8 protein-coding genes and 1 tRNA gene are annotated in these 18598 nt (G+C 58.4%); 4 read left to right on the top strand and 5 right to left on the bottom strand.

The genetic code is table 11. The features are described 5' to 3' along the window. The gene (locus K227x_RS29535; protein ID WP_145176659.1) at nt 1–1137 is read left to right on the top strand and encodes a tyrosine-type recombinase/integrase; all 1137 of its coding nucleotides are present in this window, start codon (nt 1–3) and stop codon (nt 1135–1137) included. 150 nt (nt 1138–1287) lie between these two features. On the opposite strand, the gene K227x_RS29530 is transcribed toward K227x_RS29535, so the two are convergent. Beyond that, nucleotides 1288–1373, bottom strand: a tRNA-Leu gene (locus K227x_RS29530). 288 nt (nt 1374–1661) lie between these two features. On the opposite strand from K227x_RS29530, the gene K227x_RS29525 reads away from it, so the two are divergent. From K227x_RS29525 to K227x_RS29515, 3 genes are all read left to right on the top strand, one after another. Continuing rightward, complete coding sequence (locus K227x_RS29525) at nt 1662–3302, top strand: acetolactate synthase large subunit (protein WP_218933643.1); 1641 nt, start codon at nt 1662–1664, stop codon at nt 3300–3302. Between the two features lie 265 nt (nt 3303–3567). Continuing rightward, on the top strand, nt 3568–4998 hold the full coding sequence (locus K227x_RS29520; protein WP_145176653.1) for an aldehyde dehydrogenase family protein: 1431 nt from the start codon (nt 3568–3570) through the stop codon (nt 4996–4998). Nucleotides 4999–5087: 89 nt separating this feature from the next. Then, entirely contained in the window at nt 5088–11270 is a 6183-nt protein-coding gene (locus K227x_RS29515) for an alpha-2-macroglobulin family protein (RefSeq protein ID WP_145176650.1), read from the top strand. Between the two features lie 632 nt (nt 11271–11902). Here K227x_RS29515 and K227x_RS29510 read toward each other — a convergent pair. The 4 genes from K227x_RS29510 to glpK all read right to left on the bottom strand — a co-directional run bounded on the left by K227x_RS29510 (nt 11903) and on the right by glpK (nt 18464). After that, nucleotides 11903–14506, bottom strand: a complete 2604-nt coding sequence (locus tag K227x_RS29510; protein ID WP_145176648.1) for a serine/threonine protein kinase — start codon at nt 14504–14506, stop codon at nt 11903–11905. A gap of 289 nt (nt 14507–14795) precedes the next feature. After that, nucleotides 14796–15383 carry a sigma-70 family RNA polymerase sigma factor gene (locus K227x_RS29505; protein ID WP_145176645.1) on the bottom strand — a complete coding sequence of 196 codons (588 nt, stop codon included), beginning with the start codon at nt 15381–15383 and terminating at the stop codon, nt 14796–14798. 5 nt (nt 15384–15388) lie between these two features. After that, entirely contained in the window at nt 15389–16972 is a 1584-nt protein-coding gene (locus tag K227x_RS29500) for a glycerol-3-phosphate dehydrogenase/oxidase (protein ID WP_145176642.1), read from the bottom strand. Then, on the bottom strand, nt 16962–18464 hold the full coding sequence (glpK, locus tag K227x_RS29495) for a glycerol kinase GlpK (RefSeq protein ID WP_145176639.1): 1503 nt from the start codon (nt 18462–18464) through the stop codon (nt 16962–16964). Before glpK ends, K227x_RS29500 begins: the two co-directional genes overlap by 11 nt. Nucleotides 18465–18598: the final 134 nt, after the last annotated feature.

Genomic DNA, 18598 nt, shown 5'->3' with positions numbered 1-18598 from the left:
ATGGGAACTCTTTATCGACGCGGTCGGAATTCGAAAAAGTCCAACTGGCTTGCCGACTACACCCTCCACACCGGCAAGCGGACGAGCCGTTCGACGGGCACCCCAGACAAAAAAACAGCCGCCCAGATCCTGGCCCACTGGGAAACGGAAGAGGCAAAGCGTGCCAGCGGATTGGTGGACCCCGTCGCAGAACGAATCGGCATCCAATCGGCTAGATCGATCGCTGAACACAAAGCCGAATGGATCGCATCGCTGAAATCGAAATCGCGAGATCAAAAATACGTTAACAAGACTGAGACGAAACTGCAGGCGATCGTCGATCACGCCGGATGGAAAACTGCGTACTCGATCACACCGGAATCCGTCGAAGCCTTTGTCGCATCGTTGCACGAACTCAATCGATCAAACCAGACGATTGCCCACTACGTCCAGGCGGTCAAGCAATTCACTCGATGGCTGACCCGCACCGGCCGCATCCACGCCAACCCATTGGAAACGGTCACCAAGCCCAACCCAAGCTCCGACCGCCGTCGCGAACGCCGAATGCTGCTGCCCGCCGAATGGTCATGGCTCCAACGAGTCGCCGGCGATCGAGCGATGATCTACGAACTCACCATCGAGACCGGATTACGATCCGGCGAAATCCGATCGCTGCACCCCAGCCACGTCAAACATGATGCAAAGCAACCCTACATCACGGTTCGCAGCAGCATCACCAAAGACAGCAAGCAGGCCAGGCAGTACATCACCAAAGACCTGTCCACGCGCCTGGCATCCAGGAAGCCACACACTCGCCAAGTGTTCTTCGAACTGCCCGACGAGTACGGCATGGCCGGGATGTTGCGTGGTGACCTAGCGATCGCCCGTGCCCAGTGGCTCGAACGCCCCGACTTCAAAGACGAAGATCACGAAAGCGATTTCCTCGTATCAGAGAACGACGCGGGCGAGCGTCTAGACTTCCACGCCTTGCGACACACCTGTGGCGCCTGGCTGGCCGTGGCAGGCGTCCATCCCAAGACAATCCAAACGGTCATGCGACACAAGACGATCACGCTGACAATGGACACTTACGGGCACCTCTTTCCCGACGCCGAACCACAGGCAATCGAAAAACTCGGCTGCATATTACGCCAGTGACTTCGCCAGCGGCATGAAGCCCGGCCAAAGGCACCCTGTGACACGACACGGGCCCGCCGCGTTTTGCATTCGCATCGCGGCCAAAGCAATTCGACCCGGCAATTTCCGCAAGAAATGCAAAAAAGCCCGTGATTGAACGCCCCCTATCAGTACCCAGGGCGGGACTCGAACCCGCAAGGCCGTAACCGGCCGGGGGATTTTAAATCCCCTGTGTCTGCCAATTCCACCACCTGGGCGTCCCGTCGCTGACGGAGAGGTGTCGATTTGAACGTTCCCGGCTTGGCTGGTGGGAGCGCTGGCGGGGCATTTTGGCGTGCCCGACCAGTCGATGGAACGCATTCTAGCGAGATCGAGCGGGGCGGAAAGGTTCCTGGCGGTGCATTGTTGGCGGTTCGGCCAACATCTGGCGGGTCGAAAAAGTGCGATTCCTTGCCGGTACGGGCGCTTGGTGTTGGCTTCTGGGCCCTGCGGATCGGTCACAATGGGTGGGGACCGGATTACACGATTGATGGGATGGCAGCGTGATGAAAGCATCAGAATTGTTCCTACGGGCACTCGAGGCAGAGGGGGTCGAGTACATCTTTGGGATCCCCGGCGAAGAGAACCTGGATTTCTTGGACTCACTTTCCCGATCCAGCATCCGGCTGATCCTGACCCGGCACGAACAGGCTGCGGGGTTCATGGCGGCCACGTACGGGCGTCTGACCGGCAAGGTTGGCGTTTGTTTATCAACGCTGGGGCCGGGGGCGACCAACTTTGTGACGGCCGCGGCCTACGCACAGCTGGGTGGCATGCCGATGTTGATGATCACCGGACAGAAGCCGGTCAAATCCAGCAAGCAGGGTCAGTTCCAGATCGTCGACATCGTGGACATGATGCGTCCGCTGACGAAGTACACTCACCAACTGGTCAGCGCATCGAACATTCCGTTTCGAGTTCGCGAAGCGTTCCGATTGGCGATGGAAGAGAAGCCCGGGGCGACGCATTTGGAATTGCCCGAAGACATTGCGGCCGAAGAAGTCGACACCCTGCCTCATGCGGCCAGTTACGTTCGCCGTCCGATCGCCGAGGGAAAATCGATTCGCGCGGCGGTCCAAATGATCCAAAACGCCAAGCATCCGCTGCTATTGATCGGTGCCGGTGCGAACCGAAAATTGACCCGTCGCACTCTGGGCAAATTGATCGCCAAAACGGGCATCCCCTTCGCCACCACTCAGATGGGCAAAGGGGTGGTGGACGAGAACCATGAACTGTTTCTAGGCAACACGGCGTTGTCATCGGGCGACTTTGTGCATCGCGCTGTCGACAGTGCTGACCTGATCATCAACGTTGGTCATGACGTGGTCGAGAAGCCGCCGTTCTTTATGAAGCAGGGTGGCGTGCAGGTGATTCACATCAATTTTTCGTCGGCTGCGGTCGATCCCGTTTATTTTCCGCAGACCGAGGTTGTCGGTGACATCGCCAATTCGATCTGGCAGATCAGTGAGTCGATCACGCCATCGACCGACTGGTGCTTTGACCGTTTCATGAAGGTAAAATCGGTTGCGGTCGCTCACTTGACCGACGGATCCGATGATCCGCGATTCCCGATCTATCCTCAGCGCTTGGTCGCTGACGTTCGCAAGGTCATGCCGGACGATGGCATCATCGCGCTGGACAATGGCGTCTATAAAATTTGGTTTGCCAGGAACTACCCTGCCAGCGATCCCAACACGGTGTTGTTGGACAATGCGTTGGCGACGATGGGGGCGGGGCTGCCGTCGGCGATGGCGGCGCGACTGGTCTATCCGGATCGTAAAGTCATGGCGATCTGTGGCGACGGCGGATTCATGATGAACAGCCAGGAACTAGAAACCGCCGTCCGATTGAAGATGCAATTGGTGATCTTGGTCCTGCGAGATAACGCTTATGGAATGATCAAATGGAAACAGTCCCACATGGGTCTGGCCGACTACGGGTTGGACTATGGGAACCCCGATTTCGTCAAGTATGCCGAAGCCTACGGTGCCAAGGGTTACCGGATTTCGAATTCCGGTGAACTGCTCGACGTGATGCAAAAGTGCCATGATTCGGATGGAGTCCACTTGATCGAGGTCCCGGTCGACTACAGCGAAAATGATCAGATCCTGAATCACGACATCAAGCGTCTAAGCGCCGCGGTCTAGTGAGACAATGTCACTTTGGATGGTTGCCTCGCAACTCGCAGCGTTTTGAACTGGCTAGCCGTTTGACGCTAGCCGACTGCTGTTGGAGTTCAACTTTCAACGGCAGTGGGGGATTCCCGGCCGCTTAAGCGATCGCGGCTCACAAAATCGGCAGGCCGATAGCCTCGGTTTCGTCACCCGAGAACCGGGGCGAGCGCCCAAACGACTCATTGAAGGCGACGTTTTCTAGTTAGACCGCACCGTTGACCTCACAAGGAAACCCACAATGTTGAAACCAAGCTATCCGTACTACTTGGCCGGTCGACCGGTTGCGGCGAACACGGATCTGGAGGTGACGGATAAATACACCGGAGAAGTCGCGACGCGCGTGGCGGTGGCGGATTCTGCGGCGATCGAACAAGGGATCGCGGCGGCGGCTGATTCAGCTGATGCGATGCGGCGGATGCCACCGTACCAGCGACGAGAAATACTGGACCACTGTGTCGGGCGGTTTCGCGAGCGTTTTGACGAACTGGCGATGTCGCTGTGCATCGAAGCGGGCAAACCAATCAAGGATTCGCGAGGCGAAGTGACGCGGTTGATCGACACGTTTCGAATCGCGGCCGAGGAATCGGTACGGATGACGGGCGAGGTGATGAATCTGGAAATCTCACCTCGGGCTCGCGGTTATCGCGGAATGTGGAAACGGGTTCCGATCGGACCGTGTTCTTTCATTTCCCCTTTCAACTTTCCGTTGAACTTGGCGGCGCACAAGATTGCACCGGCGATCGCGGTCGGCTGCCCGTTCGTGCTGAAACCGGCTAGTCGAACTCCGATCGGTGCCTTGATGATCGGCGAGATCTTGGCCGAGACCGATTTGCCCGCGGGGGCGTTTTCAATTCTGCCCTGCAGCCGCGACGGTGCGGACCTGTTCACGACCGATGATCGACTGAAACTGCTCAGCTTTACCGGATCGCCGGATGTGGGTTGGCGTTTGAAGAGCAAGGCGGGCAAGAAAAAGGTGGTGTTGGAACTGGGGGGGAATGCGGCCTGCATCGTCGATCAGGATTCGGACTTGAACGATGTCGTCGAACGGTTGGTCATCGGGGCCTTTTACCAGTCCGGGCAAAGCTGCATCGGGGTCCAGCGGATCATCGTGCATGAATCGATCTACGAAGTGTTACGAGACCGGTTGGTGGCGGCGACTAAGCGATTGGTGGCTGGGGACCCCAAGGACGAAGACACCTTTGTCGGGCCGATGATCTCTGAATCCGAGGCAGCGCGTTTGGATGGCTGGATTCAAACAGCGGTCGCTGCGGGCGGGAAACTGCTGTGTGGGGGAGGTCGCACAGGATCGATGTTGGAAGCGACTTTGTTGGAAGACGTGCCCGCCCAGCAGGACATCTGTACCCAAGAGGCGTTCGGGCCGGTAGCGGTGCTGAGCCGGTTCAGCAGCTTTGACGAGGCACTCGATCGGGTCAACGACAGCGTTTTTGGACTGCAGGCGGGCATTTTTACACGGGATTTGTACAAGATGCAAAAAGCGTGGGACGAATTGGACGTTGGCGGCGTCGTAGTTGGCGATATCCCTTCGTGGCGCGTCGACAACATGCCCTATGGGGGAGTCAAAGACAGTGGATTGGGGCGTGAAGGCATCCGATTTGCTATGGAAGACATGACCGAAATTCGCAATTTGGTGATCCGAACCCCGCTGTAAATTCATACGGTTGCCACCACAATGAGGATGGATTCTCGGGGACGTTGGGTTGGTGGGTCTCCGCTCTTGCTTCAAAGGATGATGTTGTGATGCTGCTGTGTTCACTCTCTTGCCAATTCGTCTCGCTTCTGAACCCGTGGCGGCTAGCGATCAATGCCATCTACTGGCGTAGCGGAACTCGCCAAGAGTTTCGGCCTAGGATGTGTGATCACCGAAAGTCTTGGCGACTTGCGCTACTGAATGCTTCACAGCGTTTGCTGCCGGCGCTATGGTTGGCGCTGTGGTTGGCGTTCGGTTTGGTACCCGCCCCTTCGATCGCCCAGGATACTCGTGACGTGAAATGGAAATCTGTGCGGCAGGCAATCGACCAGGGCTTACCGCAAACGGCGATTGACCGATTGGATCCGATGATCGATCGTTTCCGAGCCGATGGGAACGTGGACGCGGCCATCCATGCGGTGTGCTGGAAGATCACGTTGGAGGGTCAGATCGAAGGCAACAAGCCGGAAGAAAAAATCACTCGACTGCGTGAAGAGATCGAGAAGTCGTCGGCCGAGATGAAACCGGTGATGGAAGCGATCTTAGCCAACTGGTACTGGCAATACTTCAGCCAGAATCGATGGCGATTCGCTCAGCGGACCGAAACGGCACAGTCCCCGAGTGACGACTTCACGACTTGGGGTCTGGATCGGATCCTTTCGGAAGTCGACGCCCATTTCCAAACTGCGCTTTCCGCGGCTGACGCGTTGCAGACGACTCCGGTCGGTCAGTTCGACGAACTGTTGGAACCTGGTACCGCACCGACGTCGTACCGCCCCACCCTGTACGACGTGTTGGTTTGCAACGCGCTTGATTTTTATTCAGCGGGCGAGCACGCGGCGACGCAAGTTCGAGATGCGTTCGAGGTGTCAGCCGATGGCCCCATCTTTGACGACCGCGACGCTTTTCTTGCTTGGCAACCTGAAACCGATGACCAGGATTCTGCCCTGCTGCGTGGGGTGCAGTTGTACCAGTCGCTGATTCGGTTCCACCAAGCGGATGCTGACCCATCGGCGTTGTTGGACGCGGACCAGTCGCGGCTGACGTTTGGCAACAATCACGCGTTTGGCGAAGACAAGGACCAACGTTTCCGATCGGCACTGCGTCGATTGGCAGACGCAAACATCGATCATCCCATCGCGGCGATGGCGCTCAACGAACTGGCTCAGTCGCTGCGGCAAAGTGATCCGGTGGCAGCCCACGCGGCGGCGACCGAAGGACTGACGCGTCATCCCGATTCGGTGGGTGGTCGACGTTGTTACAACATGATTCAAGAGATCGAATCGCCGTCCGCCACGATCATGACCGAACGAGTCTGGAATCTAGCCGGTGACGACGTGATCCGACCGACCATCGATGTGGCCTACAAGAACGTCACGAAAGTCTATCTTCGTTTGGTGCGAAGCGATTTTCAGGATTTCCTAAGCGGTAAACGCAGCAGTGTGGATGGTTACGGGCAAAATGAGATGTCCGAACTACTGACTCGGACACCGATTGCGGCTTGGTCGGCCGATCTTCCGGCGACCGATGATTATCAGGTGCGGACCGAATCGGTTGACGCGCCGGCGATCGACGCGCCAGGATCCTATTTGTTGATCGCCAGCCATGACAAGGACTTTGCTTCGCCGGTGAACCAGTTGTCGCTGTGCGATGTTTGGGTCAGCGACCTGTCGATGGTGGTCCGCAACCACAGTGGCGATGGATTGGTGGATGGATTCCTGTTGGATGCACGCACCGGTGATCCCATCGTCGGCGCAAACGTCGAAGCTTGGAGCCAGTCGCCGCAGCAACCACGCAACCGCAAGCGATTTGCGACCGTCCAAACCGACACCGACGGGATGTTTCGTATCACCGGAGGTCGTCAACAGAATGTGACCTTGTTGGCGTCGGCCAATGGACAACAGATTTCCAGTGCGAATCAACTGTACCTGCTGCAAAGTAGGCGTCGATCCGATCCCGTCCGCAGCGCGGTGCTGTTTACGGATCGATCGATCTATCGGCCCGGTCAAACCATCCAGTTCAAAGGGATCTGCTATCGGCAGCACGCCGCCACCGACGACTACCGAGTGCTCTCACGCACCAAGGGAACCGTGGTGTTCACCGACGTCAACGGAAAAGAAATTGAAAAGCAGGCGTTCCTAACCAATGACTTTGGCAGTTTCTCCGGCAGTTTCGTGGCTCCGCGCGACCGACTGACCGGACAGATGCGACTGTCGATCGAAGGGCCCATTCGCGGTCAGGCCAGTGTGACGGTCGAAGAATACAAACGGCCGAAATTCCGTGTCGAGTTGAAGCCGCCGAGTGATGAAGTCAAGTTGGGTGAAAACGTTACGGTGACAGGTGAGGCGACGGCCTACACTGGAGTCGCCATCGGCGATGCGTCGGTATCTTGGCGAGTGGTACGCCAGGTGCAATATCCGATTTGGTGGCTGCGTTCGTGTTGGTGGATGCCGGTTCAACAGGGAGCCAGCCAAGAGATCGCTCACGGCACCGCGACAACCGATCCGGCGGGTCGATTTGACGTATCGTTTGTTGCCCAACCCGATTCGTCGGTCAGCGTGGAATCGGATCCCACGTTTGAGTACCAGGTCTACGCCGACGTCACCGATACGACGGGCGAGACGCGATCGGATCAACGGACCGTGCGTGTTGGCTACACCGCATTGTCGGCATCGGTCAATGCGGACGATTGGTTGACCGATGACAAGCCGACCGAGATCACGATTCGCACCGAGTCGCTGGACGGAGAAAGCCGCGCCGCCAACGGGAAGCTGACAGTCTATCGGTTGCAGCAGCCCGACCGAGTGCACCGGCCAGCCTTGGTTGAACTCTATCGTCGATATCCACAGGGTCAGCCGAGGAAACCGGACCTGTCGGATCCCGTCACTTGGGATGTTGGCGAAGCGGTGTTCCACGATGACTTTGCGACCGACGCGTCCGGCCGATCAGTCGTCAAGGTTGCTTTGGAACCGGGCATGTATCGCGCGAAGCTGGTAACCAAAGATGCGTACGGCAAGGACGTTCACGCCGAAACTCAGATGCGAGTGTTGGATCCTGATTCGAATCGGTTGACGACGAAGGTCCCATTCTTACTGGCTTCGCCTTCAGATTCGGTTCAGCCAGGCCAGCAGTACGTGGCCGTTTGGGGCAGCGGTTACGACCGGGCTCGGGCTTATGTCGAAATCGAATGTCGTGGCGAGATCCGAGAGAGTTTCTGGACGGACCCCGCCGACACTCAGATGCAGATCAAACAGATGGTCGACGAGAAGATGCGAGGCGGGTTCACGCTGCGCGTCACGATGGTGCGTGACAACCGAGCGAACTTGGAATCTCGCGTGATCGACGTGCCTTGGACGAACAAGAAATTGGACGTTCAATGGGAACACTTTGTGTCGAAACTGGCACCGGCGGCGAAGGAAACTTGGACCGCTGTGATCCAAGGACCTGATTCCGAAGCCGCTGCGGCGGAGATGGTGGCGACGCTGTACGACGCTTCCTTGGACGCCTACTTGCCTCACGTATGGCAGACCGGGTTCACGGGATTTCGCCGCGAGCGATCATCCATCTCGTCGTCGTTCGAAAACCAGCCGAAGCAATTGCGGACAATCGTCCATGGCTGGCAGATCAATCGCCGCGATGGCAGTTTGTCTTACGTTTCACTGCCGCCCGAATTCTTGCAGACTCCGTTTCAGCAGTTTCGTGGCCGAGGTTACGGCGGCATGATGATGCGTGGAGCGATGATGAAGGGGAGCTCTGGTCCGCCCATGCACGCATCCGAGTCGATGATGATGGATGATGGTGGCGGAGGAATGGGTGGTGGAATGGCTATGTCAGCCGCTGCATCGCCCTCGTTTGCACCCGCGACCGGAGCGACCGGGAATGGAACCGATGGATCCGGTCCGGCCAAACCAGAGGTGGATTTTGGTGAAGTCGCGGTTCGCAAAAATTTGAACGAAACGGCGTTCTTCTTTCCTAAGCTGATTGCCGCGGATGACGGCACGGTACGGATGGAGTTCACGATGCCCGAGGCGCTGACCGAGTGGAAGTTCCTTGGCTTTGCCCATGATCGGAGTTTGCGCAGTGGCGGGATCAGCGACACCGCTGTGACGGCCAAGGATCTGATGGTGGTTCCCAACCCGCCACGCTTCGTTCGCGAAGGTGACGAGATCGAGTTCACGGTCAAAGTCAGCAACCAGTCGCCGACTCGGCAGACCGGTTCGGTACGTTTGACCTTTGCGGATGCACGAACGACCAAGTCCGTCGATTCGCTGTTGGAGAACAACGAAACCGACCAACCGTTTCAGATCGCGGCCGGTCAATCGCAAACGGTCGCTTGGCGGATTCGTGTTCCGGACGGACTGGGGGCAATCACCTACAAGGCCGTCGGGTCGACGGGACGTTTGTCGGACGGCGAAGAAGGTGTTCTGCCGGTGTTGTCGCGCCGCGTGCTGGTCACCGAGTCGATCACGTTGCCGATCCGCGGCAAGCAAACCAAGCAGTTTGATTTTGACAAACTGCTTCGTTCGGGCGATTCGGATTCGTTGGAGCATCAGTCGGTGACCGCTCAGATGGTATCCAACCCGTCCTGGTACGCCGTGATGGCCCTGCCCTACCTGATGGAATACCCGCATCAGTGCAGCGAGCAGACTTTCAATCGGTTCTATGCCAACGCGATGGCCCAGCACATCGCGACCAGCAATCCCAAGATCCGTCGAGTGTTCGACCAGTGGCGGGCCACCCCGGCACTGGACAGCCCGCTGCAGCAGAACGAAGAACTAAAATCGGTGGTGCTGGAAGAAACCCCGTGGGTGCGACAAGCCGAATCCGAGAGCCAAGCACGTCGCAATGTCGGAATCTTGTTCGACAAGAACCGGCTGGAGGACGAGACCGCACGGACGCTGCATCAGTTGACTCAGATGCAGAAGCCCGATGGCATGTGGCCTTGGTTTCCCGGTGGTGGTTCGAACCGCTACATCACGCTGTACATCACGACCGGATTCGGCCGGATGCGTCACTTGGGCGTCGATGTGGATATGTCCGCAGCGATCGGGTCGCTGCAGGCATTGGACCAGTGGATGAGCGACGAATTCGATGACCTCAAAGAGGTCGACCGTTCGAAGAATCATCTGTCGAACACCGTCGCCTTGTATCTTTACGGCCGCAGTTTCTTTTTGAAGGATCAAGCGGTCGCGCCGCAGCATCAGCAGGCGTTTGACTATTGGGTGTCGCAGGCCAAACAGCATTGGCTGGCGATCGGCAATCGACAGTCACAGGCTCACATCGCGATCGCCCTGACACGTTTAGGCGATCGGGCGCCGGCCGAGGGGATCATGCGTTCGATCAAAGAACGATCGGTCACGGACGAAGAAATGGGCCGGTTTTGGCGAGACACCGAAGCGTCGTGGTGGTGGTATCACGCACCGATCGAGTCGCAGGCGATGATGATCGAGGCGTTTGACGAAGTGATGGACGACGCCGAGGCGGTCGAAGATTGCAAGGTCTGGCTGTTGAAACAGAAACAGACGCAGGATTGGAAGACGACCAAAGCGACTTCCGACGCCGTCTACGCGCTGTTGCTGCGCGGCAGCGATCAGTTGGCGTCCGACGAACTGGTGCAAGTGTCGATGGGCGGGAAAACGATCCAGCCGCAATCGGTCGAAGCGGGCACGGGGTTCTTTGAGGAACGTTTCGCAGGTGCCGACGTGACCCCGTCGCTGGGCGATATCACCGTCACCAAGGTGGACGACGGTGTGGCCTGGGGAAGCGTTTCTTGGCAGTACCTGGAAGACATGTCCAAGGTGACGGCGCATGACGGCACGCCGCTGAAGTTGACGAAGTCGCTGTTTGTGAAAACCAACACGGACAACGGTCCGACACTGGTCGCGGTCGATGGTCCGGTCAGTGTTGGTGATGAATTGGTCGTGCGGATTGTGCTGCGAACCGATCGTGACATGGAATATGTCCACCTGAAGGATTACCGAGGCAGCGGTACCGAGCCGACCAATGTGCTGTCTCAGTATCGGTTCCAGGATGGGTTGGCGTACTACGAATCGACACGGGATACGGCCAGCCATTTCTTCATCGATTACTTACCCAAGGGAACGTACGTGTTCGAATATTCGACTCGCGTGCAGCTCCGCGGCCAGTACCAAACCGGCTACGCGAACATCCAGTGCATGTACGCACCGGAGTTCGCCGGTCATAGCGAAAGCTTACCGATCGTGGTGAAGTAAGTTTCCAGAGTGAAGCGTAGTGGGATTCGCCAGAATTCCCCCGGGTGGGAAGGAATTCCACTACGTTGTTGTCATTGCAGCGATGAAGTTCGTAGTAGCGGCCTTAGCCGGAGTGGTTTGGGCCATTCTGATTCGGCCTGAAGAGAGCGTCCAGCTTACGGCCGCCGCGGCGAGGCGAAAGCATCCTGCCGTGTGGGCGGGCCACCGGATTCAGCGTTACCACGGCCCCCTCACCCCAGCCCTCTCCCCCTGGGTTATCGAAGCTCCACTTCGATAACCCAGGGGGAGAGGGGGCAAAAGAAAGCCAACCAACCGAAGTGTTTCCCCACTTCGTTTCGCCCCCCCTCTCCCCCGTTTTGCCCCCTCTCCTCCGCGTCTCCCCCGCGTCGCCCCCTCTCCCTCGTTTTGCCCCCTCTCCCTCGTTTTGCCCCCTCTCCCCCGTGTTGAACGCGAGTTCCGCTCGCGTTCAATGTGGGGGAGAGGGTTGGGGTGAGGGGGACGCTCTCTTTAGCCGGAATGTTTTGGGCCGTTCCGATTCCGTCTGAAGGCGGTACTACCAGCGGAGTGACGGTCGTTGGGAACGGTGGCTTGGTTCGAATTTCGCTTCGCTGACGCAGCGTGAACGCCGATTCTTAGAACATACCGCCGCCCGATGAATGCGGCTGCTTCATTTCGCCAAACGGGGATTCCGAACCAGCACTAAATGGGTCATTCGAGTTTTCGCCAGGTTCGGCCACAAAACGTTCTTCGCAGCGATCTCGGGCTGCCTGCAGCAGCTTCCTTGCGTCTTCCGAAATGCTGGTGCCAACGCTCGCAAGAACCAAATCCATCACCTGGCCAGCCATGTCTGGCCGCGTTGTGTTCTCGACAATGATGGGCAATGCCTTCGTCCACAAATCCTGGTTCTCAATGAATGTCTGTCCAGAATAGTGGGACGGCGACGCGAGCCAATTGGGATTTTTGGTGTAAAGCCACAAGAGTGCTTCGTCGGCGTAGACGGCTGGCGTTTTCTTCAACTGGTCCAGGAACCCTTGATGCCGCTTGTCTCTAGCAATTAACGCGTCGTCCAGTAGTCCCTGAACCTCCAGTGCCGGCGGCAGTTCAATGCCAAGTTGCTTGGCGGCTATAAATCGGTAGACACTAAAGTTGGCCTGTCTTGTTGTGTTTCGCCCACCGGGAAAAGGGTCCTCCAATCGTTCCGCGATCGGTGGCATTGATTTGGCTTTGGTGACGTTTTGATCGATCTCTTCCGATAGGCCGGGTTCTTCGTCGAGTGGTGCGTTCAATGCGATCGCGAGTTTCAATGACAAATCACGGGCTGTCGAAATGCTTTGGGTGAAATGCAAGTCATCGTCGGTCAGTGAACGTAAGGCTTGGTGCAATGCATCGGCCTTTTGCTTGTTCTGAGGATCATCTGCCCAGGCAAGCAGTCGAGAGCTTGCCGTACCGCTGAATCCACCTTCAAAGTTCAACAGCGCCCATAGACAGGCCGCGCGGCTGTTTTGATTTCCGTCACCCAGCTCTGCCGTGATCGCTTCGATCCCCGGTGATGGCATGATGCGTTTGATCGTGTCGATAAACTGAGTCATGTACAGCTGAGATGGTTCGCTCTTGTCGGCACTGGCCGTCCAACCGCCGAACCTGCGGGCTGATCTTAGAATTGCACCGACTGCATCTACATCGCTTTCATCAGCCAGACTGACAACCGCATTGATCGCTTCGCCCAGTGTGTCGACGTCGCGTTCGGTTTCCAAAATTCCTACCCAATGATCGATGGTTTCGCCTTTGAATCGTTTCTTGGATGGGACGATGGGAGCGGCTGATTCGTCCGTGTCACCCAGGGCAACGTTGGGATCGGCGCTGGCAACCGTTGGTGACTGCGACACTTGGACGGCCAAGTTTGGATCGTCGGTTTCGATGCGGACGCGGGTCTTGTCGGACTGGATCGTGATGATGATGGTGGCCAGGATCGCGGCTGCGGCGGCACCGCCCAGGAACCCGATCAGGGTTCGATTAGGGCGCGGTGGTTCACCGGATGCGGCATTCGGGATGGGTAGGGTTGCCGATAGCATCGGTTCCGGATCCTCGGCTCGCATCGCTTGTCGGATCAGTGGTTTCAGCGATACCGAACGCGTGAACGCATCCAAGCGATCGGCGACTTCATGGGCCTGGTCCGGGCGATCGTCACGGTCACGCGACAGCAACTGGCTGACCAGATCGTCCAACGCCGGGGGGACTTCGGCCGCAGCGTCTTTCAAGCGATCGGCTGGGCGGGTGGTCTTGTCGATCACCAGTGGCGCGATCCCACGCGAGGAATCGTGGGCCGGGTGTCCGGCGATCAATTGGTACAGGGTGGCGCCGATACTGTACAAATCGGCTCGCGAATCGACGCTGTCGCCGTCGCTCAGTTGTTCGGGTGCAGCGAACGCCAGCGTGCCGATGACATGCCCCACGGTGGTCAGCCGCAGATCGGCAATCGGTTGGGATTGGTCCAGCACCAATCCCAGATCCAGCAGCTTTACCGTCCCCTGGCTGGTCAGCATGATGTTGGACGGTTTGATGTCGCGGTGGACCAGACCACGATCGTGCACCGCAGCGATCGCTCGGCACACGCCTCGCATGATCGTCGTGGCCGCCGCGATATCCAGCGGACCGAGTCGCCGCACGATGGCGGCCAGATCCAATCCATCCAAGTATTCCATCACCAGGTAATGCCAGCCGCCCGAATCGCCCGCGTCGGTGGCGGTGACGATGCCGGGATGCGACAGTGCGGCGACCGCCTGCATTTCACGTTCAAATCGGTTCACCCATACCGAGTCGAAACCATGACCGCGGGGCAGCAGTTTGATCGCACACTTCCGTTTCAGCCGCGTGTGTTCGGCCAGATAAACCGCCCCCATCCCGCCACGTCCCAGCGGTCGCAGTAGCCGGTAGGGGCCAAGCGAATCCACCGGCGGCAGAACGGGATCCAACCGCATCTTTTGCGGTCCGGCAGCATGAAAGATGGCCGCTTGGCAATCCGCTTCGGCCAAGACCGCGTCGTCGCTGGAAGGGACCTCTGCGGACAGAACCGCGGCGAACGAATCATCGAGCGACGACGCGTCCATCCGTTGCTGGCAGCTTTGACAGGAATCGAGGTGCTGCATCAATCGTTCGAATCGATCCGGTGGCACGCGGCCGAATCCGAAATCGACCAGTTCTTCGTCCGAGGGATGTTCGTGGGTGGTGGCAATCATCAGTCAGGCTTCCGTCAAAGTGGGGAATGCGGATCGTCTAACAAGTCCCTCGCGAGTGATTGGACACCCGATGAAAAAAAATGTGGAAATGGCACCACTGCCGTAGCCTAGGCTTCCAGCCTGGGACCTTTGGAACAAACACTAACGTAGTGGATTTCGCCAGAAATCCTTGCATTTCTTCTTCCCCCTCTCTCTAACTCTCTCCCCCGCAAGTCGCTGCGCGGCGGGGGAGAGAGGACTTTAAACGTGACATCGAATGATTGACCGCCAACTGATTGTTCCGAGGGTTTTAGCCTGATGAATCCTGGTCGATCAGGCCGGCCAGTTCGGTGCGCAGCCGCTGCAGGATACGGGCGCGCGCCTTGTACACCGTCCAACGCGTGACCCCCAATGATTCGGCGACTTCATCGGGACTACGTCCATCCACCACGGTCCCCCAGAATGCTTCCCAAGTTTTGGGGTCGAACCGGTCGCGGTAGATGGCAACCGCACGCGTCAGCACGGTGTGTTGGTCCAGGCGTGCGTCGGTGGGCGGATCGGCGCTGTCGATCGGGGATACTAGGTTGGCGGCCGCTGACCCCATGACTTGTTCGGCCGGTGCATTGCGGCACCGATCGGCCATGCGGCGGCGAGTGATCGTCCACAGCCAGCTACGAAACTTGGTATCGGTTCGCTTGGGATCGAAACGCACCAGATCTCGTGACACGGACATCAGCACGTCTTGGGTCACATCGGCCGCGTCACTGCTTTGCATTCCGCTGCGACGAACCCACCGATAGATCAGTGGACCATACAGATGCACGAACCGGTTCCAGGCCTGCGGTTGCCCATCGCATGCGGCCAATAGCAACGAATGAGGCGTTGACGGTTCGATCATGGATTTTACGTTGCCGGAGTTCCAAAGTTCTGGATTTGGTACTGCCGTGCCATGGCAGTGAACTGGGCAACCTGGTCCGCACACCAAGCATCGTCATGGCCTAGTTCATCGGCGATCAGCCGAGCGACGTCACCGCAGACGGCGACCGCGGCATCGGCATCTAGCAGCAACAACCGGGTCCGTCGGGCCAGCACATCGTCGACGGTGCGAGCCATTTCGTGACGGACGGCCCAGACGACTTCGGATCGGTGGATCGGATGATCGTCGGACAATCGACGGGCCAAGTCGGGCGTGTCCGATTCCAGTTGCTCGATCGCCGCGAGGTCGCTGCCGTAAAACGATCGGGCGACATCGGCATTGGTTTCAGCGGCGTAACCATGCAGGTGCAGCGTCGGAGTCACGCAGGGTTTTTTGGCCAACCCGCTGACTGTGATCGCGCGATCGACGCAGTCTTCGGCCATCTTTCGGACCGTGGTCCACTTGCCGCCGGTGATGGTCATCAATCCCGAATCTTCGACACGGATCACATGATCACGCGACAGCGACGCGGTGCGAGCCGACTTGTCGCCGCGGACCAACGGGCGGATGCCGACAAACACGCTGCGTACATCGGAACGGGTGGGCGGATGCGTCAAGTATTCGGATGTGGTGTCCAGCAGGAACTGGATCTCTTGTTCCTGCGCGACCGGTTCCAAGGACGGCGTTGGAATCGGCGTGTCGGTGGTTCCCACCAGCACACGATCGTGCCACGGGATGATGAACAGGACGCGTCCATCGGACGTCTTGGGGACGATCAGCGAAACGTCGCCGGGAAAGAACGATCGCGGCAATACGACATGAACCCCTTGGCTGGCCGCCAACATCGGCTGACAGTCTGCTTTGTCCATCCGTCGTACCGCGTCACAGAACGGGCCGGCGGCGTTGATGACCGTGTTGGCTCGGATGGTCACCGTTTCGGATGTTTCGTGATCCACGGCGACCACGCCAACGATCCGACCGTCATCATTCTTGACCAATTCGGTGGCACCCATGCCATTGACCAGCGACGCACCATGATCGGCGGCGGTACGTGCCATGTTGATCAGCAGGCGGGAATCGTCGAACTGGCCATCGTGGTAGACCACACCGCCGCTGAACTTTTCAGCCGCCAACGTGGGCAGGTCGCGTGCGATATCCGATTGGGACGCTCCGTGCGAACTTCCAAAATTGTCGGACCACGCCAGCAGGTCGTACAGTTTCAGGCCGATCCCGAAATAGATCTTTTGCCACCAATGTTCACAGGGGATCACGAACGGCATGTCGTGAACCAGGTGAGGTGCGTTGCGGCGCAGCAAGGTGCGTTCGCGCAGTGCATCGCGAACCAGCGTGATGTTGCCCTGTTGCAGGTAGCGGACCCCGCCGTGCACCAATTTGGTGCTGCGGCTGGACGTGCCTTTGCCAAAGTCGGCTTGTTCGATCAAGGCGACGTCGTAGCCACGTGATGCGGCATCCATCGCGACACCCACGCCGGTCGCTCCCCCACCGATGATCAGCAGGTCAAAGGGAGTGGTTCGCTCGTAGATGCGACGAAGTGATTCATTACGATCCATGTTGTTCCCAATCACGCGAGCGGTCGAGTGCTTCCGACCAACGAGTTCGCAGCCGAGCGGCTTCGTCGGCATTCATTGTGGGTTCAAACACACGGTCGGTTTGCCACACATCGGCGATGTCATCACATCCGGTCCAGAAACCGCTGGAAAGACCGGCCAAGTAGGCGGCCCCGAGCGCGGTCGTTTCGATCACTTTAGGCCGGATCACCGGAACTCGCAAAATATCAGCCTGGAATTGCATCAACAGATTGTTGGCGGCCGCACCGCCATCGACACGCAGTTCGGCAATCGGGACGTCGGCGTCTTGTTTCATCGCGTCCAACACGTCGGCGACCTGAAACGCGATGCCTTCCAACGCGGCTCGCGCGATGTGTGCTTTGGTGGTACCGCGAGTCAGACCCAGGATCGTGCCACGTGCGTATGCATCCCAGTGGGGCGCCCCCAGGCCGGCCAATGCCGGAACGACATACACGCCGCCGTTGTCTGGAACACTAGCAGCCAACGCCTCGATTTCGTCGGCCGAATCGATGATGCCCAGCCCATCGCGAAGCCACTGAACGATTGCCCCGGCGATAAAGATGCTGCCTTCGAGCGCATAGCTGGGTGGTTGGTCGGCGAACTGGCAGGCCATCGTGGTCAGTAGTTTGCAGGTGGACGTCCGTGGCTGATCGCCAATATTCATCAGTGCAAAACAGCCCGTCCCGTAGGTGTTTTTGGCCATGCCGGGCTGGGTACAGTTCTGGCCGAACAAAGCGGACTGTTGATCACCGGCTGCGCCACCGATCTTGATCGCAGCGCCAAAGAGTTCAGGTTCGGTTTCGCCATAGACTTCGCTAGAGGGACGAATTTCTGGCAACATCTGGGTTGGCACGCCGAAGATCTTCAGCAGTTCGGTGTCCCAGATGCCGGTGTGAATATTCATCAGCATCGTTCGTGATGCGTTGGTCACATCGGTGACGTGAACGCGGCCGCCGGTCAGTTTCCAGATCAACCAACTATCGATGGTTCCGAAGGCTAGTTCGCCGGCTTCGGCGCGTTGCCGAGCCCCTGGAACGTTTTCCAGCAGCCAGTCGATCTTGGTGGCACAAAAATAGGAATCGATCAGCAGTCCGGTCTTCTTCTGCACGACGTCCGCGTGCCCGGCTTGGCGTAGCTGTTCGCACTTGGCGGCTGTTCGTCGGTCCTGCCACACGATGGCGGGCGCGATCGGTTGTCCGGTCGCTCGGTCCCAAACCAAGGTCGTTTCGCGTTGGTTGGTGATCCCGATCGCAGCCACGTCGGCCGCCGTCAGTCCGTGATCGGCGAGCACGCGGCGGGCCACACCGATTTGCGATTCCCAGATTTCTTCGGCGTCATGTTCGACGCGGTCGGTGTCCGGAAAGTGCTGAGTGAATTCTTGCTGTGACATCCCCAGGATTGAACCGGCACGGTCAAACAGGATGGCACGTGAACTGGTCGTGCCTTGGTCCATAGCCAAGATGACAGACGACATGGGTGAACTACTTTCGATCGGCGACAGAGAGGGCGGATTCCTAGCTGCCTAGGATAACGCGCGTGGTGCACCCGCTGTGAGAGCGAGCTGGCGATCATGTGCATTCCGGTGGCCAAGGCCACCGGCAGAAGGCT

This window comes from Rubripirellula lacrimiformis, from assembly GCF_007741535.1.
Classification (GTDB): domain Bacteria; phylum Planctomycetota; class Planctomycetia; order Pirellulales; family Pirellulaceae; genus Rubripirellula; species Rubripirellula lacrimiformis.
Note: the sequence above shows the minus strand (reverse complement) of the source record. Positions and strands in the feature narration are given on the sequence as shown.

Bases quoted from the DNA above. Each gene is read 5' to 3' on its own strand.
- K227x_RS29535 (WP_145176659.1), top strand. From the start codon at position 1: ATGGGAACTCTTTATCGACGCGGTCGGAATTCGAAAAAGTCCAACTGG.
- K227x_RS29525 (WP_218933643.1), top strand. From the start codon at position 1,662: ATGAAAGCATCAGAATTGTTCCTACGGGCACTCGAGGCAGAGGGGGTC.
- K227x_RS29520 (WP_145176653.1), top strand. From the start codon at position 3,568: ATGTTGAAACCAAGCTATCCGTACTACTTGGCCGGTCGACCGGTTGCG.
- K227x_RS29515 (WP_145176650.1), top strand. From the start codon at position 5,088: ATGCTGCTGTGTTCACTCTCTTGCCAATTCGTCTCGCTTCTGAACCCG.
- K227x_RS29510 (WP_145176648.1), bottom strand. From the start codon at position 14,506: ATGATTGCCACCACCCACGAACATCCCTCGGACGAAGAACTGGTCGAT.
- K227x_RS29505 (WP_145176645.1), bottom strand. From the start codon at position 15,383: ATGATCGAACCGTCAACGCCTCATTCGTTGCTATTGGCCGCATGCGAT.
- K227x_RS29500 (WP_145176642.1), bottom strand. From the start codon at position 16,972: ATGGATCGTAATGAATCACTTCGTCGCATCTACGAGCGAACCACTCCC.
- glpK (WP_145176639.1), bottom strand. From the start codon at position 18,464: ATGTCGTCTGTCATCTTGGCTATGGACCAAGGCACGACCAGTTCACGT.